At 41.3% G+C, this 24,618-nt stretch carries 26 protein-coding genes; 3 read left to right on the top strand and 23 right to left on the bottom strand.

The features are described from left to right. Nucleotides 1-55: 55 nt before the first annotated feature. The 13 genes from AC50Y3_RS18350 to AC50Y3_RS18410 form a co-directional block, all read right to left on the bottom strand. Complete coding sequence (locus AC50Y3_RS18350) at nucleotides 56-1,933, bottom strand: TnsD family Tn7-like transposition protein (protein WP_494820173.1); 1,878 nt, start codon at nucleotides 1,931-1,933, stop codon at nucleotides 56-58. Nucleotides 1,934-2,012: 79 nt separating this feature from the next. After that, the gene (locus AC50Y3_RS18355; RefSeq protein WP_494820174.1) at nucleotides 2,013-3,632 is read right to left on the bottom strand and encodes an ATP-binding protein; all 1,620 of its coding nucleotides are present in this window, start codon (nucleotides 3,630-3,632) and stop codon (nucleotides 2,013-2,015) included. A 4-nt stretch (nucleotides 3,633-3,636) separates the two neighbouring features. Beyond that, nucleotides 3,637-5,844, bottom strand: a complete 2,208-nt coding sequence (locus AC50Y3_RS18360) for an integrase catalytic domain-containing protein (protein WP_494820175.1) — start codon at nucleotides 5,842-5,844, stop codon at nucleotides 3,637-3,639. 180 nt (nucleotides 5,845-6,024) lie between these two features. Next, complete coding sequence (locus tag AC50Y3_RS18365) at nucleotides 6,025-6,888, bottom strand: TnsA endonuclease C-terminal domain-containing protein (protein WP_494820176.1); 864 nt, start codon at nucleotides 6,886-6,888, stop codon at nucleotides 6,025-6,027. Between the two features lie 281 nt (nucleotides 6,889-7,169). Next, nucleotides 7,170-7,970 (bottom strand): helix-turn-helix domain-containing protein, encoded by an 801-nt coding sequence (locus tag AC50Y3_RS18370; RefSeq protein WP_494820177.1) that lies wholly within the window; start codon nucleotides 7,968-7,970, stop codon nucleotides 7,170-7,172. Between the two features lie 1,432 nt (nucleotides 7,971-9,402). Further along, nucleotides 9,403-9,864 carry a Mov34/MPN/PAD-1 family protein gene (locus AC50Y3_RS18375; protein WP_494820178.1) on the bottom strand — a complete coding sequence of 154 codons (462 nt, stop codon included), beginning with the start codon at nucleotides 9,862-9,864 and terminating at the stop codon, nucleotides 9,403-9,405. Then, entirely contained in the window at nucleotides 9,861-11,615 is a 1,755-nt protein-coding gene (locus AC50Y3_RS18380) for a ThiF family adenylyltransferase (protein ID WP_494820179.1), read from the bottom strand. The genes AC50Y3_RS18375 and AC50Y3_RS18380 overlap by 4 nt, the downstream gene beginning before the upstream one ends. A gap of 1 nt (nucleotide 11,616) precedes the next feature. After that, the gene (locus AC50Y3_RS18385; protein WP_494820180.1) at nucleotides 11,617-12,591 is read right to left on the bottom strand and encodes a CBASS cGAMP synthase; all 975 of its coding nucleotides are present in this window, start codon (nucleotides 12,589-12,591) and stop codon (nucleotides 11,617-11,619) included. A gap of 3 nt (nucleotides 12,592-12,594) precedes the next feature. Then, nucleotides 12,595-13,599, bottom strand: coding sequence for a CBASS cGAMP-activated phospholipase (locus AC50Y3_RS18390; RefSeq protein ID WP_494820181.1), 1,005 nt, complete (start codon nucleotides 13,597-13,599; stop codon nucleotides 12,595-12,597). 19 nt (nucleotides 13,600-13,618) lie between these two features. After that, complete coding sequence (locus tag AC50Y3_RS18395; RefSeq protein ID WP_494820182.1) at nucleotides 13,619-14,038, bottom strand: hypothetical protein; 420 nt, start codon at nucleotides 14,036-14,038, stop codon at nucleotides 13,619-13,621. A gap of 74 nt (nucleotides 14,039-14,112) precedes the next feature. After that, nucleotides 14,113-14,658, bottom strand: coding sequence for a hypothetical protein (locus AC50Y3_RS18400; RefSeq protein ID WP_494820183.1), 546 nt, complete (start codon nucleotides 14,656-14,658; stop codon nucleotides 14,113-14,115). A 71-nt stretch (nucleotides 14,659-14,729) separates the two neighbouring features. Then, complete coding sequence (locus AC50Y3_RS18405) at nucleotides 14,730-15,611, bottom strand: hypothetical protein (RefSeq protein WP_494820184.1); 882 nt, start codon at nucleotides 15,609-15,611, stop codon at nucleotides 14,730-14,732. A gap of 163 nt (nucleotides 15,612-15,774) precedes the next feature. Continuing rightward, nucleotides 15,775-16,467 carry a hypothetical protein gene (locus AC50Y3_RS18410; RefSeq protein WP_494820185.1) on the bottom strand — a complete coding sequence of 231 codons (693 nt, stop codon included), beginning with the start codon at nucleotides 16,465-16,467 and terminating at the stop codon, nucleotides 15,775-15,777. Nucleotides 16,468-16,618: 151 nt separating this feature from the next. On the opposite strand from AC50Y3_RS18410, the gene AC50Y3_RS18415 reads away from it, so the two are divergent. Next, on the top strand, nucleotides 16,619-17,032 hold the full coding sequence (locus AC50Y3_RS18415) for a C40 family peptidase (protein ID WP_494820186.1): 414 nt from the start codon (nucleotides 16,619-16,621) through the stop codon (nucleotides 17,030-17,032). A 256-nt stretch (nucleotides 17,033-17,288) separates the two neighbouring features. Here the strand turns inward: AC50Y3_RS18415 and AC50Y3_RS18420 are convergent, their stop codons facing one another. The 9 genes from AC50Y3_RS18420 to AC50Y3_RS18460 all read right to left on the bottom strand — a co-directional run bounded on the left by AC50Y3_RS18420 (nucleotide 17,289) and on the right by AC50Y3_RS18460 (nucleotide 22,790). Then, the gene (locus AC50Y3_RS18420; protein WP_494820187.1) at nucleotides 17,289-18,134 is read right to left on the bottom strand and encodes an ATP-dependent DNA ligase; all 846 of its coding nucleotides are present in this window, start codon (nucleotides 18,132-18,134) and stop codon (nucleotides 17,289-17,291) included. 126 nt (nucleotides 18,135-18,260) lie between these two features. Then, nucleotides 18,261-18,560: a YolD-like family protein gene (locus AC50Y3_RS18425; protein ID WP_494820188.1), complete on the bottom strand. Its 300-nt coding sequence runs from the start codon at nucleotides 18,558-18,560 to the stop codon at nucleotides 18,261-18,263. Nucleotides 18,561-18,697: 137 nt separating this feature from the next. Next, entirely contained in the window at nucleotides 18,698-19,141 is a 444-nt protein-coding gene (locus tag AC50Y3_RS18430; RefSeq protein WP_494820189.1) for a protein-tyrosine phosphatase family protein, read from the bottom strand. A gap of 4 nt (nucleotides 19,142-19,145) precedes the next feature. After that, the gene (gene arsC, locus AC50Y3_RS18435) at nucleotides 19,146-19,568 is read right to left on the bottom strand and encodes an arsenate reductase (thioredoxin) (RefSeq protein WP_494820190.1); all 423 of its coding nucleotides are present in this window, start codon (nucleotides 19,566-19,568) and stop codon (nucleotides 19,146-19,148) included. Beyond that, entirely contained in the window at nucleotides 19,568-21,013 is a 1,446-nt protein-coding gene (locus AC50Y3_RS18440) for an arsenic transporter (protein ID WP_494820191.1), read from the bottom strand. Before AC50Y3_RS18440 ends, arsC begins: the two co-directional genes overlap by 1 nt. 14 nt (nucleotides 21,014-21,027) lie before the next feature. Next, nucleotides 21,028-21,342, bottom strand: a complete 315-nt coding sequence (locus AC50Y3_RS18445; RefSeq protein ID WP_494820192.1) for an ArsR/SmtB family transcription factor — start codon at nucleotides 21,340-21,342, stop codon at nucleotides 21,028-21,030. An 11-nt stretch (nucleotides 21,343-21,353) separates the two neighbouring features. Further along, nucleotides 21,354-21,785 (bottom strand): arsenate reductase ArsC, encoded by a 432-nt coding sequence (locus AC50Y3_RS18450; RefSeq protein WP_494820193.1) that lies wholly within the window; start codon nucleotides 21,783-21,785, stop codon nucleotides 21,354-21,356. A gap of 140 nt (nucleotides 21,786-21,925) precedes the next feature. Beyond that, a complete protein-coding gene (locus AC50Y3_RS18455; protein WP_494820194.1) occupies nucleotides 21,926-22,402 on the bottom strand; it encodes an ArsI/CadI family heavy metal resistance metalloenzyme in 477 nt (158 codons plus the stop codon). A 49-nt stretch (nucleotides 22,403-22,451) separates the two neighbouring features. Then, a complete protein-coding gene (locus tag AC50Y3_RS18460; RefSeq protein ID WP_494820377.1) occupies nucleotides 22,452-22,790 on the bottom strand; it encodes an ArsR/SmtB family transcription factor in 339 nt (112 codons plus the stop codon). Nucleotides 22,791-23,203: 413 nt separating this feature from the next. Between AC50Y3_RS18460 and AC50Y3_RS18465 the strand changes: the two genes are divergently transcribed. Next, nucleotides 23,204-23,557, top strand: a complete 354-nt coding sequence (locus tag AC50Y3_RS18465) for a hypothetical protein (protein WP_494820195.1) — start codon at nucleotides 23,204-23,206, stop codon at nucleotides 23,555-23,557. 2 nt (nucleotides 23,558-23,559) lie between these two features. After that, nucleotides 23,560-23,895, top strand: a complete 336-nt coding sequence (locus tag AC50Y3_RS18470; protein WP_494820196.1) for a hypothetical protein — start codon at nucleotides 23,560-23,562, stop codon at nucleotides 23,893-23,895. A gap of 37 nt (nucleotides 23,896-23,932) precedes the next feature. Here the strand turns inward: AC50Y3_RS18470 and AC50Y3_RS18475 are convergent, their stop codons facing one another. Next, entirely contained in the window at nucleotides 23,933-24,130 is a 198-nt protein-coding gene (locus AC50Y3_RS18475) for a hypothetical protein (protein ID WP_494820197.1), read from the bottom strand. Between the last annotated feature and the right edge of the window lie 488 nt (nucleotides 24,131-24,618).

Genomic DNA, 24,618 nt, shown 5'->3' on the forward strand with positions numbered 1-24,618 from the left:
TATGTCCATATAAAAGTTTTTATATAAAAAAAACCCCGAAATCGGGGATTTTTCATTATTGATATAATTGCGATTGACTTCGTGTAAAATCTTCAATTATTGCGGTTATGGTATCGTCTGAAAGTTTATTCGATGAAACTTGTCTCCTAACTGCATTTTTCGTTACAGTTAAGCCTTTTGCAAATAACTCAGCGGCTACCCATTTGACACGACGAATCTGAATTTGCTCAATAGATTCACAAACCATCTCTAAAACAGCTTTCGAATATGGCATTTTATGAATATTTCGTCCAATTGCATTACTACCTAGCCTAGAGCTCAGCCATCCCTTTGTAATTCTAATAGGTTTGCCGCTCTCATTTTTATTTATATCAGCCAAATCAATAATCTTCTTACTGAGCTCTGTATCTAGCTTTAACCAGTAATTTAAAGACGATTTGCCACTATTCCTTCTTGCCATCTCAGTTGCACTATTTCCCATTAACCACTCCTTATCGTGTTTAAGCAACCATTTATACGTACCTGAGATCGCTTTTATATATTGCGACCTTGACCATTCGGGTTGGGCTTTACGTAACGCTAGCCATCGTGATCGATGGATTTCGAGCTTTTTTTCGTACTCTCTCCTGCTCCGTTGAAGCGCACCTAATTGACCGTCCTCTCTTATTTTTCTTATTTGCGCACAAATTGTCGTATGGTGGACACCTAGTTTTCTGGCGACTTCACGCCTCGAAACCTTATCATCAGTCAATCGTACAACCTCTCGCTCATATACATGACCAAATTCTATAATACTGTTGTACCTAAGTTTATCGTCGATCGATTTATCAGGACCAAATCTTCGATAAACAAAACCGCAAGAACAATGAAACTCTCCTACAATTCTCCTTCTTACCTTTGATGGATAAATGATGGAATCAATCACCGGCTGTAAGTAATGCTCGGCTGCTCGATTTAAGCAGAGCCACGGACCCTGACCAAATGGTGGTTGTTTTATATGTTCATCACCGAATAGTTCTTCCATCCGAACATTCATAAAAATTGTCAACAAGATATGGTACAGCGGTTGATGGACTCGATTTTTTTGATGGATTACTTTTCTAAGCCAGTGTACAGTCCCCGGAACAAAGTCGCAGCCTATTTGTCGCAGCCATTCAATACCATGAAATTCGATGAAGGCTGCTTCGAAACGTGCAAACTTTATTTGCTTGTCCGAAAAGTAATCATTTTGCTCGAGAATCAATTTATAACGACGTTTTATCTCAGTTAAGTCCAAGTCTTGCACCTTGGACTCCAAAAGCCATCGTACTGCTACTGCCACCTGCAAATACTGTTTAAAAAACGGCTCCTTACCTTGCGACATTATTTTTCCTGAAGCAAGTCCGGTACTAATATCGACAAATTTGAAGCGATTAATATTATTTAAAACCCATATATCACTCTCTATCAACCAGCATTCATGAGTTGCACATACTTCTACCCCAAACACTTGATGTTCACGATGCCAGTAAGCCTCTCCAAATTTATCTTCATCTTCTTTGACACATTTAAGGCAATATCGGAAGAACCTGGGCAGTACGCTAAGAGTTCCTCTTATCTGCGAACTTGCAAATTTTACTGACCCTCTCATGCCCTCGATTGCTCGGTCATAGCGTTCTCTTGGCAAATAGGGTCTGTATAATGGGAGAAGCGTATGGTGCTGGATCAACACATCCGCAGTGATTTCCGTTTGAGTCATTAGCTTTCCTACGACCGTATCTATCATACAGGGTAAGTCATAGGATACAGAAACGCTACGGCTAAATAAATTGTATTGTGTCTGCATCGAGCTAGAACGACTACGAATATGATACCTTGCGAAAACCGAATACAAGAGCTCATTCGGGTAAGGAGTCGGGAAATTATGAATTCTTTCAGGAATATGGTAATGCATATATTTCTCTCCTTTTCATGGAAATTAAAAAGGAACACGGCATCGCTGTCGTATTCCTTTTTTAATTAATAGATCGGATTTACAAATTGATAAGACTTTTCACCGCTTCTTCGCCAAGCGAAAGGGCACCGCCGATATCGTAATCAAGCGCCTTTTTTTCTTCGGCTTTTCCTTCGTTTCCAGAATCCTCTATTTCATAAGCTGCAAGCGAATAAGCGTAATGCATTGCCTTCCGCATATCAAGCTCGTCACCAAATACAGCGATCGTCTTATTCGAGACCTCTTTGGCAATTATCGGATCAATCCCCGCATCGACAAGCCATTGGGCAATGCGAACATACGGCGATGGCTCATCGAATCTTGTTTTTGAAGCGGCTTGTTGCGTTTGTAGCGTGTTTTGCCGACCGCTAATTCGAACCGCTTCCATTGCCTTCTCGAAATACTTTTCTACCTCCTCCATTGGAGGGGAGAGATCTGTATATCGTGAGAGCACCCCCGGATCTCTGCTTTTGAGCGCATCTAAGAACTTTCGAGACAACTGTAAATTCTCTTTTGCCACTCCTCGAATTAAACCAACTGTAATTTTTTCCTTTCTTCGATCGCCCAGCTCTGGAGTAATCATGGCGCGCCACTGTGCAAACATATAAAGCTTTACAGCTATATCCGGAATGCCTTGCGATTCATCATACATTACTTGGCTCAACTTTTCCGAAAGTGGCGTCTCCGTGCTTGTCCACTGATGTTTCCAAAGCTTCGAAATAAAATCATCCCACTCTTGGTCTTTTGCGTAGTTCCACCACAACATATCGCCTTGCCCTGCCGCACGGCGAGTGGATGCAAAGTCAGCCGATAACAGTTTCATCGCACTAAATGTTCCGCATAATACAACTGGAACGCCAACTGTATTGATCAATTGAACAAAAAAATTAAGCATCCGCTCGGCTCCACCACTCTTAGCAGCGTTAAGCCACTGTATTTCATCGATGACGAGCACGCCTAACCCGTGATTAAATGCTATCATCCCCATCTCCGGGATCAATTGATCTACTGTATAACTCTTAAACTGCCGAAGGTAAACTGTGCCAAGGAGTGAATCAATTACTTGAAAAAAAATGAGACACATGCCTTTTAACGATCCATCACTCGGGCAATCGAGTTTAATCCATACTACTTGCGAAAATGGGAATGGTGCTCCTGCATAGTGTGCATGAACGATGATCTGCGGATATAAAAGAAGTGTTGTTTCTAGCGCCGTCGATTTACCCAAACCACTAACACCAATCATTGAAAATCCTGATGCAGTCGAACGAAGCACAGGTTTGTAACTTGGATCAGGAGCTTTTCCATCCAATTGCGTAAAGCCCATTCGCATCTGTCGTTTCCATGCAGCTTCAGTAGGGTTACGAGCGACATACCCATGACGGATCATGCGAGAGAACCGCATTTCCATATCAAGCTGATTTATCGTCGGTTCTATAAAATCTGATAATGTTTGCACCGCATGAAGGCGCATCTCCGTTGGCATCTGGCGATCCTCATCGCTGTGCGATGGGTGATATTGCATTTGTTTATAAACATCACTCATCGTGTTGATAGCCGGTAATGCCTCGATAAGCGGATTGTTACGATAAGCTGAAATCAATCTATCGCTTTTATAAGAAGCTTCGATTATTTCACCGCGTAAAATTTGTCCAGCCACAATCTCATCCTCCTCTTACATGTTTCAAACCTTGGGCGAGTGCATCCCTTAGTGAAACAATCGGTTCAAAATCATCATCATCCTCGTCATTGCCATAAATCGGAGCCGTTTTTTGTACCAATTCCGGCGCAAATTGTTCAAGCTGCTTGTTTAATTGCTCCGACGACCTTCGTTGTTTCTCTTTCCTTCCATTTTCGGTCATGTCCCTCTTTTGTGCCGTTTTGCTCTTACCACTGCTCTCATTGGCTGCAGTAGTCTCCATCTTCGCTTTTATGCTGCGAGCGGCTTTATCTGCATATCGATTCGCCTTGGCTTGATAATCAGCTGCGGCGCGTTCCGTTCTCTTGCTTGCACTTTTCTTAGCAATCGCGTCCATTTCTTCCCATCGCCGATGTCCGAATCTTTTATCTCGTTCAACGAGGGTACACACTTCTATTTGCCTGCCTTCATCTAAAAGCAGATAAATACATGCAATTGAAGTACCATGCAATACAGGGAACTCCTGAGTCCTATGATGTGAGCCGGTACGTACAAACCAACCTTCATCATTCGCTCTTTGGCTTTCGTAATATTTGCCTTTAAATTTAATGCCCATATGTGTAACAGTCGCACTTCCTCGAGAAAACAGTTGAACCATGACCTCTCGAGCTGGGAGTTCATTAAATTCTGCTTTAGCATTTTCGATGCCCCAATCCCACAAATCCATTGGGTATGCCTCCACATCGTCGAATAGCATTTGCTCACTCAATGGATACGACTTGATGCAATTGTGTTCATTGTGCCACTTAATCTGTTCATCTATCTCTGCTTCAAGCTCTTCAATTGTAAAGCACGCTTCATCTCGAGCATCTTTCTCACCACGCTCTGGCACACCCTTTTTGACGTATCCGAGGGCATCTAGAAGCCTCTGTCGAAATCCATTGAAGCCCTGTTCGATATGCGGCTTTAAATCAGCACGATAAGGCGCTGTATTTACTAGATGAACGCCTAACATATCGTTCAACATATCGGACTTTTTTCCAATCATCTCGGAACCACGATCCCAATAGATCTTTTTCGGAAGAAGGCATGACCTCTCAATAGCAAGTATGTTCAATTTATCGCTGTCGCCGTGGGTTAAAAAAGCGTCATACAAAGCAAATTTCAACCCTTCCCAACCCTCCTCTTTTCCCAGATGTCTTCCAACTATCCTGCGTGACATCACGTCTTTGATCAGGTACATGGTCGCTTTCCCGATTTTTTGGGATCGATCATATGCATTCACAAGATGCATGCCAAGTATTGTAGCATCTACCTGATAAACGGAGCCTGGACCCAAGAGCTCATCTTGCGATGCGCTATTAATTACAGGTCGGTGTTTTAGGTTGAAGTTGCGCTCTCCAACACGCTTTTTGACCGCCACTTCTAAGTTACGGGTTTTGTAATACCAATATTTAAACTGCTCTAACGTTGGATACCGCCCTGAAGGATCAATAATTGCTACCTTATTTCCGTTTTCAGTGATCGTATGACCAACGTTATAGTATTCCGTAAGCAAAAATTGATGAGAATCAGAAAATGTAGGTTTTGGCTTCATTTTCAGATAATGATTTTTTACAACTCGCAGGATGTTTTTTTTTGCCGTTTTATCGATATTGATACCTTCCATGGAAGGATCCTTCTTAGCAGCCTCTCTTTGTCTTCCGCGCTTTTTTCTCGGCTCAATTTCGTCGTTATCGACTATCTCGCGTTCGATCCCTCGACCACCTCTAAGGTAATACCTCGGGTGAAGCGCTTTTGCCGTTTTGCCCCATCGCCAGTATTTGCGTAATCGTTCGTAAATTGTTACTTTCGATACACCAAATTTCTTAACGGCGTCAGCGATTAGAATTCCTCGCTCTTTTGAGAAATAGCAATCCGGCTCATCTGTAACGATTGCCTTAATGCTCTCAAATATCTCATCCCTTTGACGAACTTCTCTCTCATATTTAGGTGACGATTCGTCGACCATAACAACGAAAGGATGTGAAGTTCTTTTAAGCGCTCTATCATCCGCTATAGCTTCCAAAAGTTCGGAAAGTGATTCTATCTTTGGAATCAAGTTGTCATCATTTTCTTGTGAAAGTGGAAAGAGGACTACCATATCTCTCTCTTTATCCATCCACAATACCCTATCCATCTGCAGATTTTCTGATCCATCATTCCGTTGAATGACTGTGTTTATTGAAATCATTTGAAGATTACTCCTTTCAATCACCCTACCTCGCGGATGATACCGACGTGCACATAATATGCGCTCCATTCCTAAAACTTTGATCGTTTCTCTGTGCATGGAAGGTTACATCAAATATGAACTCTGGCGATAATCACGCTGCTTCGTTTGAAAGGAGCAGCAACAATAAGGAATTTATCTTCAGAAGGCTAGGTTTCCCTTTCGCGAATTGCTTTGATAATCAAGGACCAGAGGTGCAATCCGACTTCTTGTTATTTTTAGCGGCTTTCTCACATCGATCTCTTCGAACATGTCAACCACCCATGCTCTTATTGCGAACAAATGCTTTACTGCCCAAATGCTGGTGCCGAGCTTCACGCCTATCAATTTATCAACTTGTTCACATGCCCGGTTTAACGGTACGGCATTAAAATGGATTGTCTCAAAGAGCACAGGTTCCATCCGGCGCAATAGTGAAGCGTTAATTCCCGGCGAAAATTTGAGATTACTACATGAATGGATCCAATCAATGTTTCGCACCAGCGCCCTTGGAATTTGATCTGACGTGACTATTACATAGTCGATGCCGTGTGACCTCCAATAAAATTGCTCGATAAGTGACCTCTCGATAAATTGACGAGAGCCTGCTTTTTCAGTCGGTACGACAGAATATGCAACGAATTTAACGTCGACGCCATTTCGCTCCTCCACTAAAAAGTCTGTCACCAGAACAATCGGCTCAAGAGTTTTACTTATTTTACGGTGCGAAATCCCCAGTTGTCTGGCAATGCTTAGCGTTTTAGTTATGGGCAAAAGCGGATATTTCTCCCGTATGTCTACCACAACTGGCGATCGCTCAAGCAAATAAAAGAAAGACAATTCTAAGTTGGAAAGCAAATGATGGGTGCGATTTGCTTTCCAACCTAGAACCCGGTGGCTAAAACCGGTTGATGGCACATCTCGGACGGTAAGCCACGGTTTATACGTTGAACCCCGTCCTTGACCGCGTCCTTGTTTTTGTAATCTCGTAATCTTCGAAGCAGTAGGGTAGGTAGATCGAGACACGTATTCACCCTCCAAATCGTCCTTATGTTGAGCTTACTCATTGCGTCCATTTTCATGGCTCACAATTGATAATTCCCAAGAATAGATCATTTCAACAGGCGAAGTTGGAATAATAAATTTCGCACAAAGTTGATATAAACCTTATGTCGCCTATCATGCCATAAATATCAATTGTTTTTCGTTATTCGTAAATTAACATATTTTTGAAAAATAAAAGAAAAGAAGTGCCCCATTGGCACTTCTTTTCTTGGAAAATCCACTAATCGTGGACATCATGCAAGTTAAGAATTTTGTTTGTCACTCCTGGAGGTTGCTTTGCTCTGTCTTTGCGCCTTTAAAATAGCCGGGAGATTAAAAATTAGATCTTCCAGTTCGTTTTCGTCTTTTATATGACTATGTAGCTTTGCAAGTAGTGACTTAACATCCAAGGGGTCGAATTTTTTACTTAGAGCATCCAGATTACCAACCATATCTGCCGTTGCTTTAATGTCGTGATTTTTTATTATGCGACGTATTGATGAATCAAGTCTATTCTTAGCATGTCGTATCTCGTCAAACGTCTGTTCCATATCTTCAACTTCACTGCTTGTTAATTCATTAAAGTACACGTCGGCAATTTTATCGGTACCTTTTAATAAGTCTTGGGCGTTGACTTTAAGTTTTGCCTTTAAATACGGAATTGATTCTAATGGGATCGATCCTTTTCCGGTTTTAATCTTCGAAATTTGTTGTTTACTGAAGCCTAATCGAACTCCAGCCTCTGCATCTGTAATACCTAGTCTGTCAATTGTGTCAGATAAATTTTGTCCAATTTTTTTCTGCAGTAAATTTTTAAGAGCTTTATGCTCTTTTGGAATCATCTCCATGATCGTTAATTTTCGATCATATTTATTTTCAATCAGATCTCCATTTATAGAATTCTTATCCATATCAATAAATATTCTGCGATTATCTTCACCATGATTTGCATTAAAAACATGGTCAAAATGATCATCGATTTCTATATAAACATTTACACGTCTCGGCGGGAACTCGTCAGATACAACTACACCTGGTAGAAGCATCCTGTTTTTTTTGTTCATATTCACTCCCCCTCTACCACCATTATTGAGAAAAGATATTAGATTTAATCAGAACAACGATTTACAAACCAGAATTATTTTACATTCCCCAAGTAATCCTCGCTTCCTGTTGTCATAAATATAAGCGATCGCTTATATAATAGAAATGAGGTGATTGCTATAAAGACAGCGCAAGTTATTCCCTTCGTCGCAAAGGGAACTACAACTCAGCTTGGCGTTTTTGCGATATTGAATCTGGTTAATAAGAAAGTGTTTATCGGATCAGGAGACTTATACTTTCGGAAAGCATCCAATTGGAGTCTACTACGTGCTGGAAAGCACTCGAATAAAAAGCTCCAGAATGAATGGAATATGTTTGGTGAAGACAATTTTAGGTTTGTATCGCTTTTTGAATGCAAAGATTCCGATGACGCGAATTTCTTACACAAATCCGAGCTTCATTGGCTAAGCCTCACAAAAGCAACGCAAAGCCAGTATGGCTATAACACCAATAGACATGCAAATAACCAATCAAATTTTGTCTTACGCATCGAAGTAACTGAAGCGTTTGCAAATGATGAGTAAAAAAATGAGGCATCCAAACAGGATGCCTCATTTTTTTTAGTTCTATTGCCGTGAGTTTGTATTTTTCGCATCAAAGTGACACTGAAGGGCAAAGGTTTAAGCAGCGTTCCCGACTTAGGTGTATCGTCAGTTCTTGGTGTATTTTCTTACTGGCGTTAAACAGGTTTAAGATTAATATTAATTAAAAAAGAGATTTGAACACCACACAATCGGACGAGGCTACAAAGCTGACAAAGTGTTTCAGAGATTGATACCGCAATTGCATTGATGAAGTTATTATTTTACGGTCTCCAAAAATTTTAAAAATAACTTCAAAAAGCCACTGTAATTCGTCATATATATAAGTGTATGATTATATACTTATATTGAGGTGATCGTTATAGTCACAAAAACAACCCCCTTAATCCTAAAAGGGAAGAATGGAACAATAAAAGCTGAAGCACTCGGTGTATTTGCGATATTGAATACTGTTAATAACAAGGTTTATGTCGGAGCCGGGAATTTGAACTACCGAATGGTAAACAATTGGAACCTGTTACGATCAGGCACACATCCAAATGTGTACCTGCAAACAGAATGGGATAAGTTTGGTGAAGACAGATTTAAATTCATTCCGTTATTTGAATGTGATAATGGCGATGATGTGAGCTTCTTGTCTTCATGTAAGTGGTATTGGATCAGCCTACTGAAATCGACACACAAACAGTACGGCTACAATACTTTTAAACGAGCACTGAGCCGAAAAAGCCTTAAGATACGCAATAAATTCACTGCAGGAGTTCAAGAATTAGTAAATGGCACTCTCCCGTTACAGGGGAGTGCCATTTTCTTCCCCGATTAACTGCTTTTAATTCACTCATGAAAATAATTATAGAATGAGTAGAAGCGGTTTAAAGTCACCATATCGAGTCTGAGAGGCAACATAAAACTCATCAGTTCCGACAATGACCATTACTAAAAAACCAATGTCCATTTTCGTATCTCGCATCATATTCGCAAGTAACTTTCGATCTGCTAAAGATGGCTTTGGTATCGACTCTGGATGCGTGTGCCATTCTCCAAGGTAGACAACTTCGCCACCTGATTCCTTCCACTTCTCGTCTACGAGTCTTTGTGCCCTTTTTACGTTACGGTGAAAAAAATAGCGACCAGACCGATCTTCGCAATTAGGAATACTAATGCTTTCGATTACCACTCTATCAGTGAAAATTCTACCGAAAAGTATGCCGCCCGACTCATTCTGATGAACCAACCGCTGCCGGTAAAAATCAAATGTGTCGATAACCTCATGCACAAAGATCAGCTCTCTAAGATCTAAAGTATATTTCATTGATGTAGACAGACCTCGCGTCCCGTGAAATCGGTAATAGGAACTTTTCGCACACTATAATCATCAGCATTATCCCACTGGGAGACGATCTTTCGCCCACTTGCCCGCTGTATTGTCAAGTTACCCAACCAGGTGAACAAGACGTTTCCCGTAATACTCCCAGTAAGAATTTCTTGAATGAAAAACATAAGATCATTTATAAACCGTTTAACCTCCAGAATGCCATATGGAAAATATGCACTTTGGCATCCCGCTTCACGAATCGCATATTGACCTGGATTATCAACTACACTCTGTATGAACATATGATCTTCGTTAAAGAGGCATTGTAGGCATCCGGCATAAGCTGAATCCACAAATACAGCATGTGCACCTGCTAGATACGGCTCCGCCCATACGTATAATATTGGTTTGTCGATGATTCCCTTACGTTGCAGATTATTTAGACGTAATTCAGTAGTCAAGTTACCAATGGCAACCACAGTAAAAGCACAGCCATTTAGTATTGATTCATAATCTCGCAGTATCGTAAGTATATCGCTATTATATAAAGTATTCTGGCTGTGCGGAAAATGAGAAGTGAGCCGAGCATTCAAAGCATCAACCTTATTCTCACCGACATTGGATGCTCCACAAACATGCCTAGCGATGTTCTCAAATGTAAGCTTGTCTTTATCGACCAAAAGCAGTTTATGCACTCCTGCATCGCTTAATGAACTCGCAATATGACTTCCAATTGATCCACAACCTATCATACCTACTCGCAAATCGGAGCCAGTTGTTCCATCACCACCGCGCCGTAATAGTCGCTCTTTATCTACTCGCGTAATAACATATTTGTTGATGGTTACATGTTGAAAATAATTTAGCTCCATTTTGGCATTTTTATTATTTTCACGAAAGCCATTAATCGTTTTTTGAATTTTACGTTTACTCGGATGGATAGCACTTTTAATTTGCTGCGGTTTTTGATGTTCCCATGCTCCTAATATGTGACCGTTAGGAGTAGCAATCGAAAATAATATCATCGTCGGTCGTGGCTGCTTGTCCAAAAAAGCAATTAACGGCTTTATTGAATCAGGACTTTCTGCTCGGAGACGTCTCATCAGTGCACCGTTAGTACCGGGAAACGGAGGCATACCTATCCCTTTTAAAGGCAAGTACAACGCTTTTCTATGATGTTGTTGAGCATTGCCATTTGTATGACTCAACCATTTTACCCCATCAATTACTGAATCACATGCAATCATCTCCTCTCGCCATTGGGGATGGCGAAATGAGATAAGATCGATCTCCTTTACTGTATCAGTAAGCTCGATAAGCGACAAAATTTTACTACTTGCGTGTTGCTGCCAATACGAAGCAAACTCATCGAAGTAATCAGTCTCGTTAGCTCTGCTCTTTCCTGCTTTAATTAATTCAAAAGCGCGTTCAATAACGGCATCAATTACATCAAGCGGAATTTCTGGATTTGGATGCGCCTCAACCGAATCGAACGTACACAGCACATGATTAATACCCAAATGAGGAATTGGATAAAGTCTCGAGAAATATGGTTCTGGAACATGTACAGTCGGGAACTCATCGGGGAAATGATATGGCAGAGACAACGTGATTGCTTGACCATCCCGACGTATCCTAAAAGAACGTTCATATTCTTTAATTTCTAATGATGGAACTTCTTCTGCACCGTGGTTGTCGACTAGATGGAGTGCTGCATCATGTAGCACTCCATCATAATAGTTTACCAAACTAAGCCGATCTTCCATGGTTACCTAATATCGCAGGAGCATTGGATTTGTATACCGAACTCGTTTCCTTCACAGTTGAATTGGTCGACTGATATTCTGGGAAACGATCACCAAACACTTCGATCCATTTCTTCGAAGCTTTAGTTTTATCACCCTCTGCTATTGCCTGTTCGCCTTTCTTGACCAAATTGTCGAGCTTTGTAAGAAAGTTATCACGTCTTGAATCGGACCAATCCGAGAGCAATTCCTCACTTGGAAAAACAGGTCGCTTAAGTGAATAGGAATCGGTTAGCGCCTTATGGATAGCTTTTGCTGTAGCGATAAGCGCTGCATCGTCGTCATCTGGATGATCCGATACAAAATGCTCAGCTGCCAATATTGTGAGGATCATTCCACTTGGTAACTTTGGGTCACCGTCCTTTAAATCTTTCCACGCTTTTAAGTAGCGAACAACTCGTTTGAGCTGCTCACCTTTGTCGGTGACCTTCCCATTGAACCACTTCGTCAGTTCCTTGGGATCACTGTCGATCCAACCCTTTGACTTATGAGCTAGCTTTGGATGATCACCGGTCTTTACATAAATGGGAAGATCGACATGATACTGCTTTTTATAAATCACACGTACGCATGTGTTTTTATCCACAGGAGCAGTGTCCGTATGCCCTTCTACAGCTTTGACAATCCAGCGATGAACTGTAGCAGGTGTCTCCCAATCTTTGTCCTCTTTATCTGTTAAATGTTGAAGATAAATACCATCGTCGATGTCATATTCACCGTCAATTGGAGTGACAGTCGTGTTCATCATGTACGAGCCCTGCCCGTAAAACTTTGGCTCAGCAAGATTAAGCTCATCTTTGAAATACTTCTTGATCTTGCTTCGGACGGCGTTACGAGATGCTCGTAAGCTTTTCTTTTTGTCTGGATGGAGATAAATTTTCTCATGGAAAGTAGTGAATAGATCATGACAGTTTGACATTTTTTAAATTGCCTCCTTGGCTTCGGCTTCGTTTTTCAAAAAAAACATTTTCAAATTATCTGATGCAATCCATTCCGCAGCTGATTGCTTTCCGTGTTTCACCATTATTTGAAGCGATTCCGGACATGCCCGATCAAGTGCGATAAAATCTCGCTCATCCGACGAAAGATTTGCGCTATTTATACGCACATATTTGTCTTGAGCAGAAGACTTCAGTAAATAACTGATAAAATTATCGATAGCAGCACTCTGTGAATCGATCATCAATGAAAGCAGTTTATCGCCCCATTTGATAAACGGCATGCGCTTATTAATGTCCCAAGGATACGGGAGCTTAACATGCTCGTGTAGCGTGGGTACCGACAGTAAGCTGTAGCCTTCATAGCGATTATCGTTTTTATAATTCGCTAAAAACTCAGTAATGCCCAGTAACGCAGGATTGTTAGCCCATATTCCACCATCGACGAATTGTTCTATCCCTTCTTGGGTTTCCAATTCAACTATTGGGAAATACGTCGGAGCTGCTGATGTTGCAAGCGCAACTTCTGTAAGTAGTCGATTCTTATCTCGAGAGAGCCTTGGCGTGTGATCGGATTTGAAAACGTAAGGCTTACCCGTCGTTATGTTCGTCGTAGGGATAAGTACCGTTGTCAAACAGTCTTTGACTCGCCTATCTCCCAGCACCTCTTCAAGAGCAGATTTAATATCATTCTGCTTGTATTTTGAACGTAGCAGTACGGATTTCAACCAATGATATTTCAGCTTCCATTTGCTGTGGTACGGAAAAATTAACGGTCCTTTCTCGATGTAAAATTTCACGACATCGGAAGCTGGAATCCCGGCTGCTAATGCTAATGCAATGATGCCGCCCGTTGAAGTTCCACATATCAGGTTGAAGTGCCGATGAATGGGACCGTATTCTTTTTCAAACTGTTCGAGGATAACCGCTGTGTACAGCCCTTTCATCCCCCCGCCATCGATTGCCAAAATCTTGTAACTAGTCTTCAAATGAAGCCCCCCTATATTTTTAAGTATGACCTCGCCCAAATGTAGCCCTCCACAAATAAGTCCAGTAACTTAAATTGTGATCTTTTACGTCAATCTTCTCTTCATCGTTTGACCCGGTCTGATGCATAATTCCTGATGTCGTAACAGCAATATCAAACGTGTCGCCAATTCTGACGAGACGATATTTTTCAATGTTGATTGTTGCTTGGTGTATTGAATAGGAGCTGTGATCAAAGGACATATGATCTTCCCACTGAATCACTGCATTATCACCTGTAATTTTTGTTACTTCTGCTTCATGTTTAACCGTAACATTTGTGCCAAACATGCGATTAAAGCTAGACTCCAGCATCGGTACTAAAACCAAGGTAAACATACACCCCCCTACAATTGATACGAAAAACAACTTCATAAGCCCGCCTCTTAAATCGATATACACATACTCACCTCCTTTCACGGCTTCATCTTGTTTTTCTGATTCATATTTTCAGATGAATCAGACTGTAAAAAAAATTAAATTATTGATTTATAGATAAACAGCTTGCCGCCGGTTGGAGCTGTTTGCTCTTCTCTACCGACTACACCGAGTGTAACAAGCGTTTTTAAGCGGTTATTGCAACTTGTTACAGCTATGTTCAATGCTGCAGCTAAAGTCGGTGTATCAGCTTGTCCCATTTCGATGACTTTTTCAAGGGTTTGAACTAATGTATCGCTGAATTTCCCGATCATCTTCCAGGAACCGTTCTCCAATACAACTAAGCTACACAGCTCTACTTTATAAAGAGCAGCATCTATGTTCTCTTCTACGAACTCGCTCAGCCCTGACAAAATAACATGTCTGCCTTTTAATTCACCTGGCAGTCGAAGAATGAGAATAGATACAATCTCACTTGCGCATGAAAAATCAATACGGTTTACACCTGTAAAATTGAGCAGTAGAACTTTCTTCAATTGTTTCGTAAACGCATCGATTATCGTATCACGTATTAGTTTACCTTGCTCTCTACCCCAAAGCTGCTCACCGAAACTCTGAGCTATTTTAAATTCAAAAAAATCCATACCGCATTCTCCTTCATCTACTTCCGTGAAGCTGCTTACAACTAGACTATACACAACCGTCTATAGGCTTGTCAAGTACGTCCATGCAGGTGGAAGCCAATATTCGTTCCTGAGACTAATGGAACTTTAACTTCCAACTTCTTTGGTTTATTTCTGTCCAAGTTTAGACCGAATAAACCTGAATGTGAATGAACGAATAATACAGCTCCACGCTTGTCCGCTCCACGGTAAAGGCGAGATAGCCCATTTCCACGGGTTGGGTCGTCCTGGAATCGAGATATACCTTTCATAATCACATCACGAATTACTCGTTCTTCCGATACTCCATTCATCTCTTGCATACCTGACTCAATTAAACTCTGGCGAATTCCAATTCCAGAATCACCAATAGCCCAAGATAAAAAATCTTCACCTTTTTTCGTTTTATAAGCTTGAATGCAGGCAACACCTTGTTGTGGGGTCGCGCTATGTTGGCACACATTTTGAACCATTTCCGAAACGAAAGTCGTAAGACTGTGAATTTCAGACTCGGAAAAAGAATTGCTTTCCATCCAACTCTCAAACTCCGCATTAATGGACTTAATATCTGATTCGGCAGAAAAAAACCTCAGAACGCCCATATTATGATTCTTCTTAAAATATTCGCTCATCTTCTTTTTACGTTCAACTTTAATAAACTGATCTGGAAGTGAATTAAATCCACCACGCTCCATGTAGGCACCAGCATCACCATCTGGCAGAATAATATTCGAATGAATACGATGAACATTATACAAATGACGACTTAAACCAATTAATGTAACCATACCAAATGGATCAACAAATGTCGTTCCACTTAAATCAAACACAATTGATCCAGTTCTTATTGCGTATTTTTTTTGCTTCTCTATCTGCTCGCAAATATCAATAAAATGTCGGAGCGTATAAGAATCAGAAAACTTCACTTCAACCATAGTTCTCCCCCAGAAGCATGACTTTAGTACCAATATAGCAAGTCATGTAAGAAAATAAAAGGAAAATTACGGTAGATGAATTTGCTTCGTGGATCGGCTTTTTCTGCCGCATTGCAAAAAATGGGACAACTCTATTGAGTTGTCCCATGGTTGGTTAATGCTGTTAGTCTAAATATTTTGTGTACACACTATCACTTTGTCCAGAAACTTTATTCTTATTGCCACGCATCACACACATGCTGCATTCACCAGCCGCATAGGATGTGTACTTGCCTGCCGGATGACGATAACCCTCACGATGAAGCCACGCATGTTGTAGTGCGCCTACCTTATTAGAAGTTGCAATGGTTGTTTTGGAAATCGTTGTTGGATTCACGGTTACGGTTAACGAACTTGTTTCAGGATCAGAAGCATTAACTCCTTTAGCAATCGAATTCGTTGATGATTTTGCGTACATTATATAGGCTTTGGCAGCTTGCCCAAACCCGTTCGCTCGAATCTGCGTTGTAAAACCATCCATTTGCACAGCTGCCGCTGCACTGCCAGTTGCAAGTTTCTCCTCAAACCAAACAGGGGCTAGGTTAAATTTGGCGTACTTATTTACGCAGGATTGATACCTTGAATGCCCAGTTTCATCTACCTCTTGAAAATGATCTCTCCAAAAGGCTAGAACATTACCGATCATTGTACGAATTGTATTAACTTGAGCTGTTGTGAACCTCGTATCCACGTAAAACGACATTGAAGCCGGTAAGTTCTCACCGGTAGGTGCGTCCGGTACCGAAACAGTTATTTTTTTATACGTCGCAGATACATGTGCTTTAGGCTTACCTTGACAGCGTCTTTTCTTCTTCAACGGAAATCATCTCCTTTCCCACATACTAACTTATGCTTTAGCCAGTATTGGATGAGATTAGATCACAGGCTAATATGGATTTTATTTAGAAAAATTTCAACTTGATCATTCCTTACATAAAATATGGTGTGAGAGGGGGAAACGACAATCTATGCGAAATAAAACACGCCGTCCAGGCGTGCCTAACCATGCAACCAAATTGCTCAAATATGCCAGCAGCTTTGTTGGCATTCAGTTTAGACGTAATCCACCTCCACTTGAGATAGACTGCTCCCAGTATACGCAGATGGTTTTTGCTAAGGTTGGCGTTAAACTACCCCGCACCTCTCAAGAGCAAGCCAAACAGGGCATAGAAGTAAGCAAGGCGGATCTACGTCCTAGCGATTTAATTTTTTATCATGTCCCGGATCGAAATCCCGTAAGAAGCAGCGTCGGTCACGTAGCCATTTATGCTGGCAAACAGAAGATCGTACATTGTCTGCCTACATCAAATGTATTTTTGACGGATATGAATAAACCGTACTGGAAAGAGAAGTATCTCTTTGCAAGGAGAGTTCTAAAATAAACAAATCACCTTGGATACTCGGTTGCATCGTTATTTGTTAATTAATCGACCCCAGGTATCGCTAAAAAATCAAAACAAGCGCTGCCTCCACTAATTCTTGGAGGCAGCGCTTGTGGCAAGAAAAAACGAGGCTCCTGGTGAGCCTCGTTTTTTTCAGTTAAACTACACGAAAATTGGATGAAGGCAGCCGTTCCTTTTGGGACGGCTGCCTTCGTTCTTTTGATACTAACGTTTACCGGTATTTAATCAACGTTAGCTATATGATGAATTCTACAAAGCTAGGTGTTCTAAGCAGGTTCTGCTTCGTATAGCATTGAAACTTCACCTTGCAATTAATGTGGGGATGAAGGTAAATCCAGTTCTTATCTTCGCCACGGACGAGCTGTTGCGCGATTTTCGAAAAAGTTCTGCGTTCGCCAGGAGGAACAAACTCTGTAACCCCTACATGGCGACCGTCCTTCATGAGCGACCAACCGAATTCGGATTTTCGGATCGCGCCGATTTGAACTACATCGAACAGGTAGTTCTTTACCTTAATCCAATGGGGACTACGCAAATCTGGATAATAACGTGAGTTTTTAGACTTCGACACTATTCCCTCAAGTCCCAGCTGCTTGGTGGCGTTGAACAACTGTACCCCATCCTCAAACGAATCGCATACCGTTATCACTTTAGATGGTTCAATCACCTTTTTCACAATATCGAGCCTGTCTGTAAGCTTCAGCTTGGTTAGATCCCTACCGTTCAAATAGAGAATATCGAATGCTGCGAACGATACCGGCTTTGAAGCGGTAAGACGGTCGATGGACTTCGATGTATGGAACCGTTCCATCAGTGTTTCAAAGCAAGGCTTTCCGTCCACGATGGCGACCATTTCACCATCTAAGACAACTTCGTCAGCATCTAGATTGGCGCTGCTCAGTTCAGGATATTGCCTAGTGCAATCATTTTGATGCCTGGTAAAAAGACGAAATCCCTTGGATTTACTGAAAGAAAGAATGCAACGATGACCATCGAGCTTAAGCTGATGAATATAGCTGTCACCTGTAGGAACAGATTCTAACTTATGAAGCAACATTGGTTTAATTGGTTTGTGTATCATGAAGTATCACCATTTTCAGCATACCATCCATGTTGATTCCATGATATAAACAGATGCTGGTAAGATTAATCTGTTTCCAGGGATCCCTGTGTCCTTTGAGTCAAAGCGGGCAAAGTAATTCTTTGGCTATTTCTCGGTATTAGCTTCAATAATGTCCTCGATATCAAACCATTCACCATCAACTAAGAACAACCTTGAATACGGATTGATTTTATCTATAACTCCAATAACACTGCAATCTTCAAACTCATGATATAGGCGTAAATGGACAGTACAACGCAACCCTAATGACTCCACCAACACGTCGATTATTTTATCTCGATCTGCCTGTTCTAAGCTTGGTTTGGGTCGCCTATATCGGTTTCGAAAATTGAGACTGACTTGGTGTGCTTGCTGTTCAATCAATTCCAGTTGAACGTTGTCCATAATCATCACCCTTTATGAAGTGGTACTTTTATTATACCAGAACAAACGTTCCTATATCTACATCTACTTGTTTTTGGAACTAACCAATTTTTATTGAGATAAAACAAAAAGGATGGCAAACAGCCATCCTTTTCTGCTTAATTAATTGAATAAAGTTTTACGAGTGCCTCCCGTTGTGGAGGTTTAATGTTTATTATGGAACGAATACTTTTTGCTTTTTGTTCAGCCTCGTCCAATGAAGTGGATTCACCTAAAGCGAGAAGCGTACCAGCTGCAACGGTTCCTGTTCTGCTTTTGCCACCTCCGCAATGAAAGCCCACCTTTTTGCCGCCTTTATAAGCTTCCAGGACGTAATTAATGGCTTGTTCGAACAGTTCCACCTCTAGATCCTCGGTGTTATCTTCGAGCGGTACTTGAATCCACTTCACACCGGCTTCCGGATAAGCGCACGCTGTTGCTTCGGCTCGTAGGTCGACGATTACTTCAACGCCTTCGTTTTTCACCATAGCTTCAACGTCGGCAGCCCCGCCCATGAAGATCTTGTTTTCGTGTAGAGCGTGATAATTCTTTTCCTGCGACATCGATTTATTTACCTTCTTTCACAAATTGCTCAATGCGATCTTTTATCGACTCACGAACTTCACGGAATTTTGCTGTGATTTCTTCCTCTGTTCCTGTTGCTTTAGCAGGATCGTCGAAGCCCCAATGCCATCTTTCGGCTTTGTCATTACGTACAACAGGGCAATTATCATTTGCATGACCGCAAAGCGTAATAATGTAATCAGCTTCCTTTAAAACTTCAGGATCAATGACATCAGATGTGTGGTTGGAAATATCGATGCCCGCTTCCTTCATTGTTTGTACAGCGCGTGGGTTTAAACCATGAGCTTCAAGCCCTGCGCTTTTCACCTCATATTTATCGCCGCCGAGCGCTTTTAAAAACCCATCGGCAATTTGGCTTCTGCATGAGTTTCCTGTAAATAGAAAGTAAACGAGTGGCTTGTTCATTATGGTCGATCTCCCTTGTTGTGTATTTGTTTTATTTGAACAACTTCATCAAGACGTTCTTTTTTAGGACCGAATATTGCTTTAACTAGCAAGGCAACTGCAATTGTAATTACCATGATTACAGCAATCAAAACCCAAACGTTTATGCTTGTCGAGTTGATTAAGTGCAGCCACAGATAAAGTCCAGAAAGCGTAATAAAGAGCGTCGGAACTGTCAATATAATGCCCGTCTTAAAGTAGTTGCCCCATGTGATTTTCACGTCCTTACGCGATAGCACATGTAGCCATAATAGAGTTGCCAAAGAACCAATCGGCGTAATCTTCGGACCTAGATCGCTACCGATCACATTGGCGTACACAAGTGACTCCCGAATAACGCCTCCCGTTGCCGTCCCTTTAATAGCAAGGGCATCAATCATAACCGTTGGCATGTTGTTCATGATCGAAGACAATATCGCTGCAAGGAAACCCATGCCTAACGTGGAGACAAAGAGTCCTTTATCAGCCATGGCTTGAATGACATCTCCGAGTTCGTCAGTAAGTCCAACATTACGAAGCCCATATACAACGACATACATACCAATGGAGAAGATCACAACCGCCCATGGAGCGCCTTTTACTAGCTTCCATGTATGAATGGCTGGGCTACGTCTTGCTGCAATTATAAACCACACTGCAACTACACCTGCAATGACAGAAACCGGAACATGGATGAACTGGCTTACAAGATAGGCAACGAGAAGAACCGCTAAGATGATCCATGACAGTTTAAACATCTTCATATCCTTAATGGCATCGGCAGGCTTTTTTAGCTGTTTCAAATCATAGTTGCCGGGGATGCTCTTACGGAAGAACAGGAATAAGACCAGAAGGCTTGCCAGTAGAGAGAACAGATTCGGAATAATCATCCGGCTGGCATATTCCACAAACCCGATACCAAAATAATCAGCGGATACAATGTTAACAAGGTTGCTGACCACAAGCGGCAACGACGTCGTATCCGCAATAAATCCACTTGCCATGATAAACGGTAATATCATCCGCTGGTCAAATTTAAGCGCACGTACCATCGCCAGAACAATCGGTGTCAATATAAGTGCTGCACCATCATTAGCAAAGAATGCTGCTACGGCTGCGCCCAGGAGTACAACGTACACAAACATCAGCTTACCGTTGCCTCTTGCAAGTCGTGCCATATGCAAGGCAGCCCATTCAAAGAAACCAATCTCATCTAAAATAAGTGAGATCAAAATGATTGCAACAAAGGCGAGTGTTGCATTCCACACAATGCCGGTTACGGTACCGACATCTGCAAAACTAACGACCCCGAATATTAAAGCAAGAATCGCACCACCGCTTGCTGACCAGCCGATATTAAGCCCCTTTGGTTGCCAAATTACAAACGTTAAAGTGATCAAAAAAATTAGAAAAGCTATTATCGTCATGTCGAACCCCCAAATCACTCGCAGCAATCATTCTTTAATTTATCGATCTTTTCTTTCAAGGACGGGATGTGGCTTAAAATGGTGCTGATATAAGGTTTGTCTTCGATATTAAGCGAGTAATAAATCCATTGCCCTTTTCTTGCTTCGTTAACGAGCCCCGCATCTTTTAGCTTTCGTAGATGCTGGCTGACGTTTGGTTGCGATGTCTCGAGAAACTCGACAAGGTCGCATACGCAGAGTGCCCGCTCCTTCAGCATCGCTAACATCGTAAGACGAGTCTTGTCGCCAAGCAATTTAATCTGATCTGCCAACACTTGAATTTGTTCCATTGAAAATCTCCTTATGCACCAATCACCCGCTGTTCATTCAGCAGCTGAAGCACTTTTTCTTTGATTTCATCCCGTACAACCCGAAACTCGTCAATGTTACCATGTTCGTCAGCCTTTGGAGTCGGATCTGTTATTTCCCATTGAACATTCAGTATTTCAAATGGAACGACCGGACAGCGTTCATTCGCCTTTTCGCATAGCTTTACGACGATGTTTGCACTCGTGAAGAACTTCATATCGATCCGTTTGGGCTGGTAGGAAGAAATATCGATTCCAACCTCTTGCATGACTTCAATTGCCAAGGGATGAATTTCACTTTCTTCCAAACCTGCACTCTCAACGATAATCTGATCGCCCGCAAAGTGCTTAGCGAATGCTTCCGCCATTTGGGTTCGACACCGGCTATAAATCGATAAAAAATAAATGCGCAATGGCTTTCTCATATCATCACCTCATCTTATCGAAATCATGTCATAATCATATAATGATCTCCTTATATAATCAACGGATTATATATTAATCTATTGTAAATAATGAATTTCATAAAAAAGCCCACCAGTATCCAGCGGGCATGAATTAGTAATTAGCAGCATTTATTTTTCACGCGCATTTCTGTTAGCTCCACTTTTTGAGGTGCAGGTGTGACACAGCAAACATCTTGTTGTGCACTCACGTGTTCTTCTGCGGCTTCAAACTCACTATCCTCTTTGGTGTAGAAAACTTCCCACGGATTACCTTCCGGATCCGATACCCAAATCTTATCCTGCACCGCGTAGCAACATGTTGTATTCATTTCATCGAACGAAACCAGTCCAGCTTCTTGCAAACGTTCTTTTGTAGCCAGCACTTCTTCCGTGTTTTGTACTTGGAAGCCGAAATGATTCAAAACACCACGGTTTTCGTACGGGCGAACGTTCAACGAAAAATGCAAGGCAGGATTATCAAGCTCGAATTTGGCGTAGTTTTCTTTGACTTTAGTCGGCTCTGCATTAAACAACTTTTTGTAAAACTCCAGCGATTGCTCCAAATTCCTTACATTAATGGCTACGTGCATTTTCATACGTAAACACTCCTTCATCAATTTTTTTTGATTATATGGTTAAAAAAAATTAGCAACAACCGGATGATTTATCGCTTGGTCTAAAAATACAGCACAGCTGCTCGGAGAGTAACGATCCAATTTCATCCGAATTTAGCTCGTAATAACTCCAGGTGCCTTTGGTTTCTTTTTTAATTAAGTTGGCATCGAGTAAAATCTTTAAATGGTAAGAGAGCTTGGATTGTGGCATATCCACGATTTCGGTTAGATCACAAACACATGTATTTCCACGCTGACAAAGCTCATACATAATTTGTAGACGCTTTTGGTCCGCCAACGCTTTAAATTTCTGTTCATATGCTTCAAATGAAACAGCTGAAGCTGTTGTAATGTTAACTGGTATTTCTATTTTCACCTTGATCACCTACTTTATGAAGTAACGACGCAGCAGCCACAGCATACCTCGTTTACTGCTTCTGAAACGACAGCTTTCTTCCGTGTCCAACTTCCGGTAAGCTGCTGTACAATACCTAGCTTATTGTCTCGTTCAATCCACATCCAAGCCGTGCGTGATTTTTGATCGAGTTCAACTTGATGTTGTGGCAATGACTGCCAGTCAATGGTTTAATCAAAAAAAGTTGATATATTTATTTTTTTGCTAAAATAGCTCTAATTCAATCTCCATATTCGTTCTTCATTTTCAATGAAAAATGTTTTCCCTTCAAGTTGCTGCTACTTTCGAAAGATAGCTAGTTTGACAAAAAACTTTTTCCGTTTGTATGCTTATAAACGCCGGCAATACAAGTGAAAAGGAAAAATGATATGGATAACAATTTGTTAATGCCTGTAGAAGACTATTATAAGATACTGCGGATTTTTGAAGATTACTGTGAAAACACCTGTGCGTTATTTCCTCACTCATGCCTTGGAAAAGAATGTCCGATTTACAAAGTCGAATCAATCCTGACCATGAGTGAAATAGAAGTCTCTACCGATCCGAAGTGTTGGCATGTCATATATCAATACGATATAGAAAAGACCTTCACAATTTTCGTAACAGCAAATGAGGCTGAAGAAATTGCGGATGGTTTGGGACAAGTGTACCAGTTACATTCGTTTCATACTGAAGAAGAGGCGCGTGCATTTGTTTCCTCCTTGAAGAAGGGGGCGAGTTAGGTATGTTCTCAATTACCTATACTCAAGAGTTTAACCGGGTCCGTATTCTAGGTTACAATCCATTGAATCCTGATGATAAATTATACGATTTAATTGAATTTAAAACAGAAATAGAAGCAGAAGGTTTCTGTTTAGTCATCCAAGCTATTGAAGCAGCCATTCGCTCTAGGTATACAGGTAAATTCGCATTGATGTTCCATAATAGCATTGTCGATGTTATTACAGAGATGAAGTTAGATCACATCATGAGAAGACAAGTTATGCTTCGAATTAGGAAAGTGATTGATGTTGGAGTTATACCTGGAATAAGGAGGATAAGTATAAGCTCATTAGCTTAATTTGTCCGAGCGAGATGCGGACAGGACCGCAGTTTGGTCACTTTTTCCCCAAGTAAACGTTGCATTGCGCTCGTACGTAATAACCATCTGCGGTTTTTATCGACCATTCATCAAAACTTATAATCGGTCCTTCATACTCACATGATTTTTCGCCGAAAAAATGAATTTGAATGTTCTTTTGATTAAGCAAGCAAAGCGTTAACTGCGCATCGCTTAAAGCCTTATTAAGTTTCATATTAATACATCTCCTTTAGGAAAAAAGAAAAGCACCTTTAGCCCACACATTGTGAAGGCTAACGGTGCTTCCGTTTATATGAATGAATCATGCGGGTTCACTTCAAGCAAACATAAATTAGTGCTGTTTTGGTTTTCTTGCTTCGGCTCCACCTTAAGGCTTCCGTCCTCTAACAGCTCCATATTATAAACGCCCCAATTATAAACGGGCACCGGCGTTTACCAGATCTGTTTGCCGGTAAGATCATAGGCGATGTTTTGATCCTCGCCAATTATAAAATCGGCAGGCTTTGTGACACCCATTGCGAGGGTCCTTTTTTTCTTTCCGCTCGTATCTATCATAAAGAAGCTTTTCTTTTTGCAACTGTCAGAGCCGAGCGTATAGATGTTGCCAAAGGTATTGGAACTGGTGTATTTGGGTGTAAATCCTTTGACAAGGTATAAGTAAATTCGTTGCCGGCGGCAAAAGTGCTCCTGGCTGGCACAGCA

Source organism: Paenibacillus sp. J22R98 (assembly GCF_059383835.1).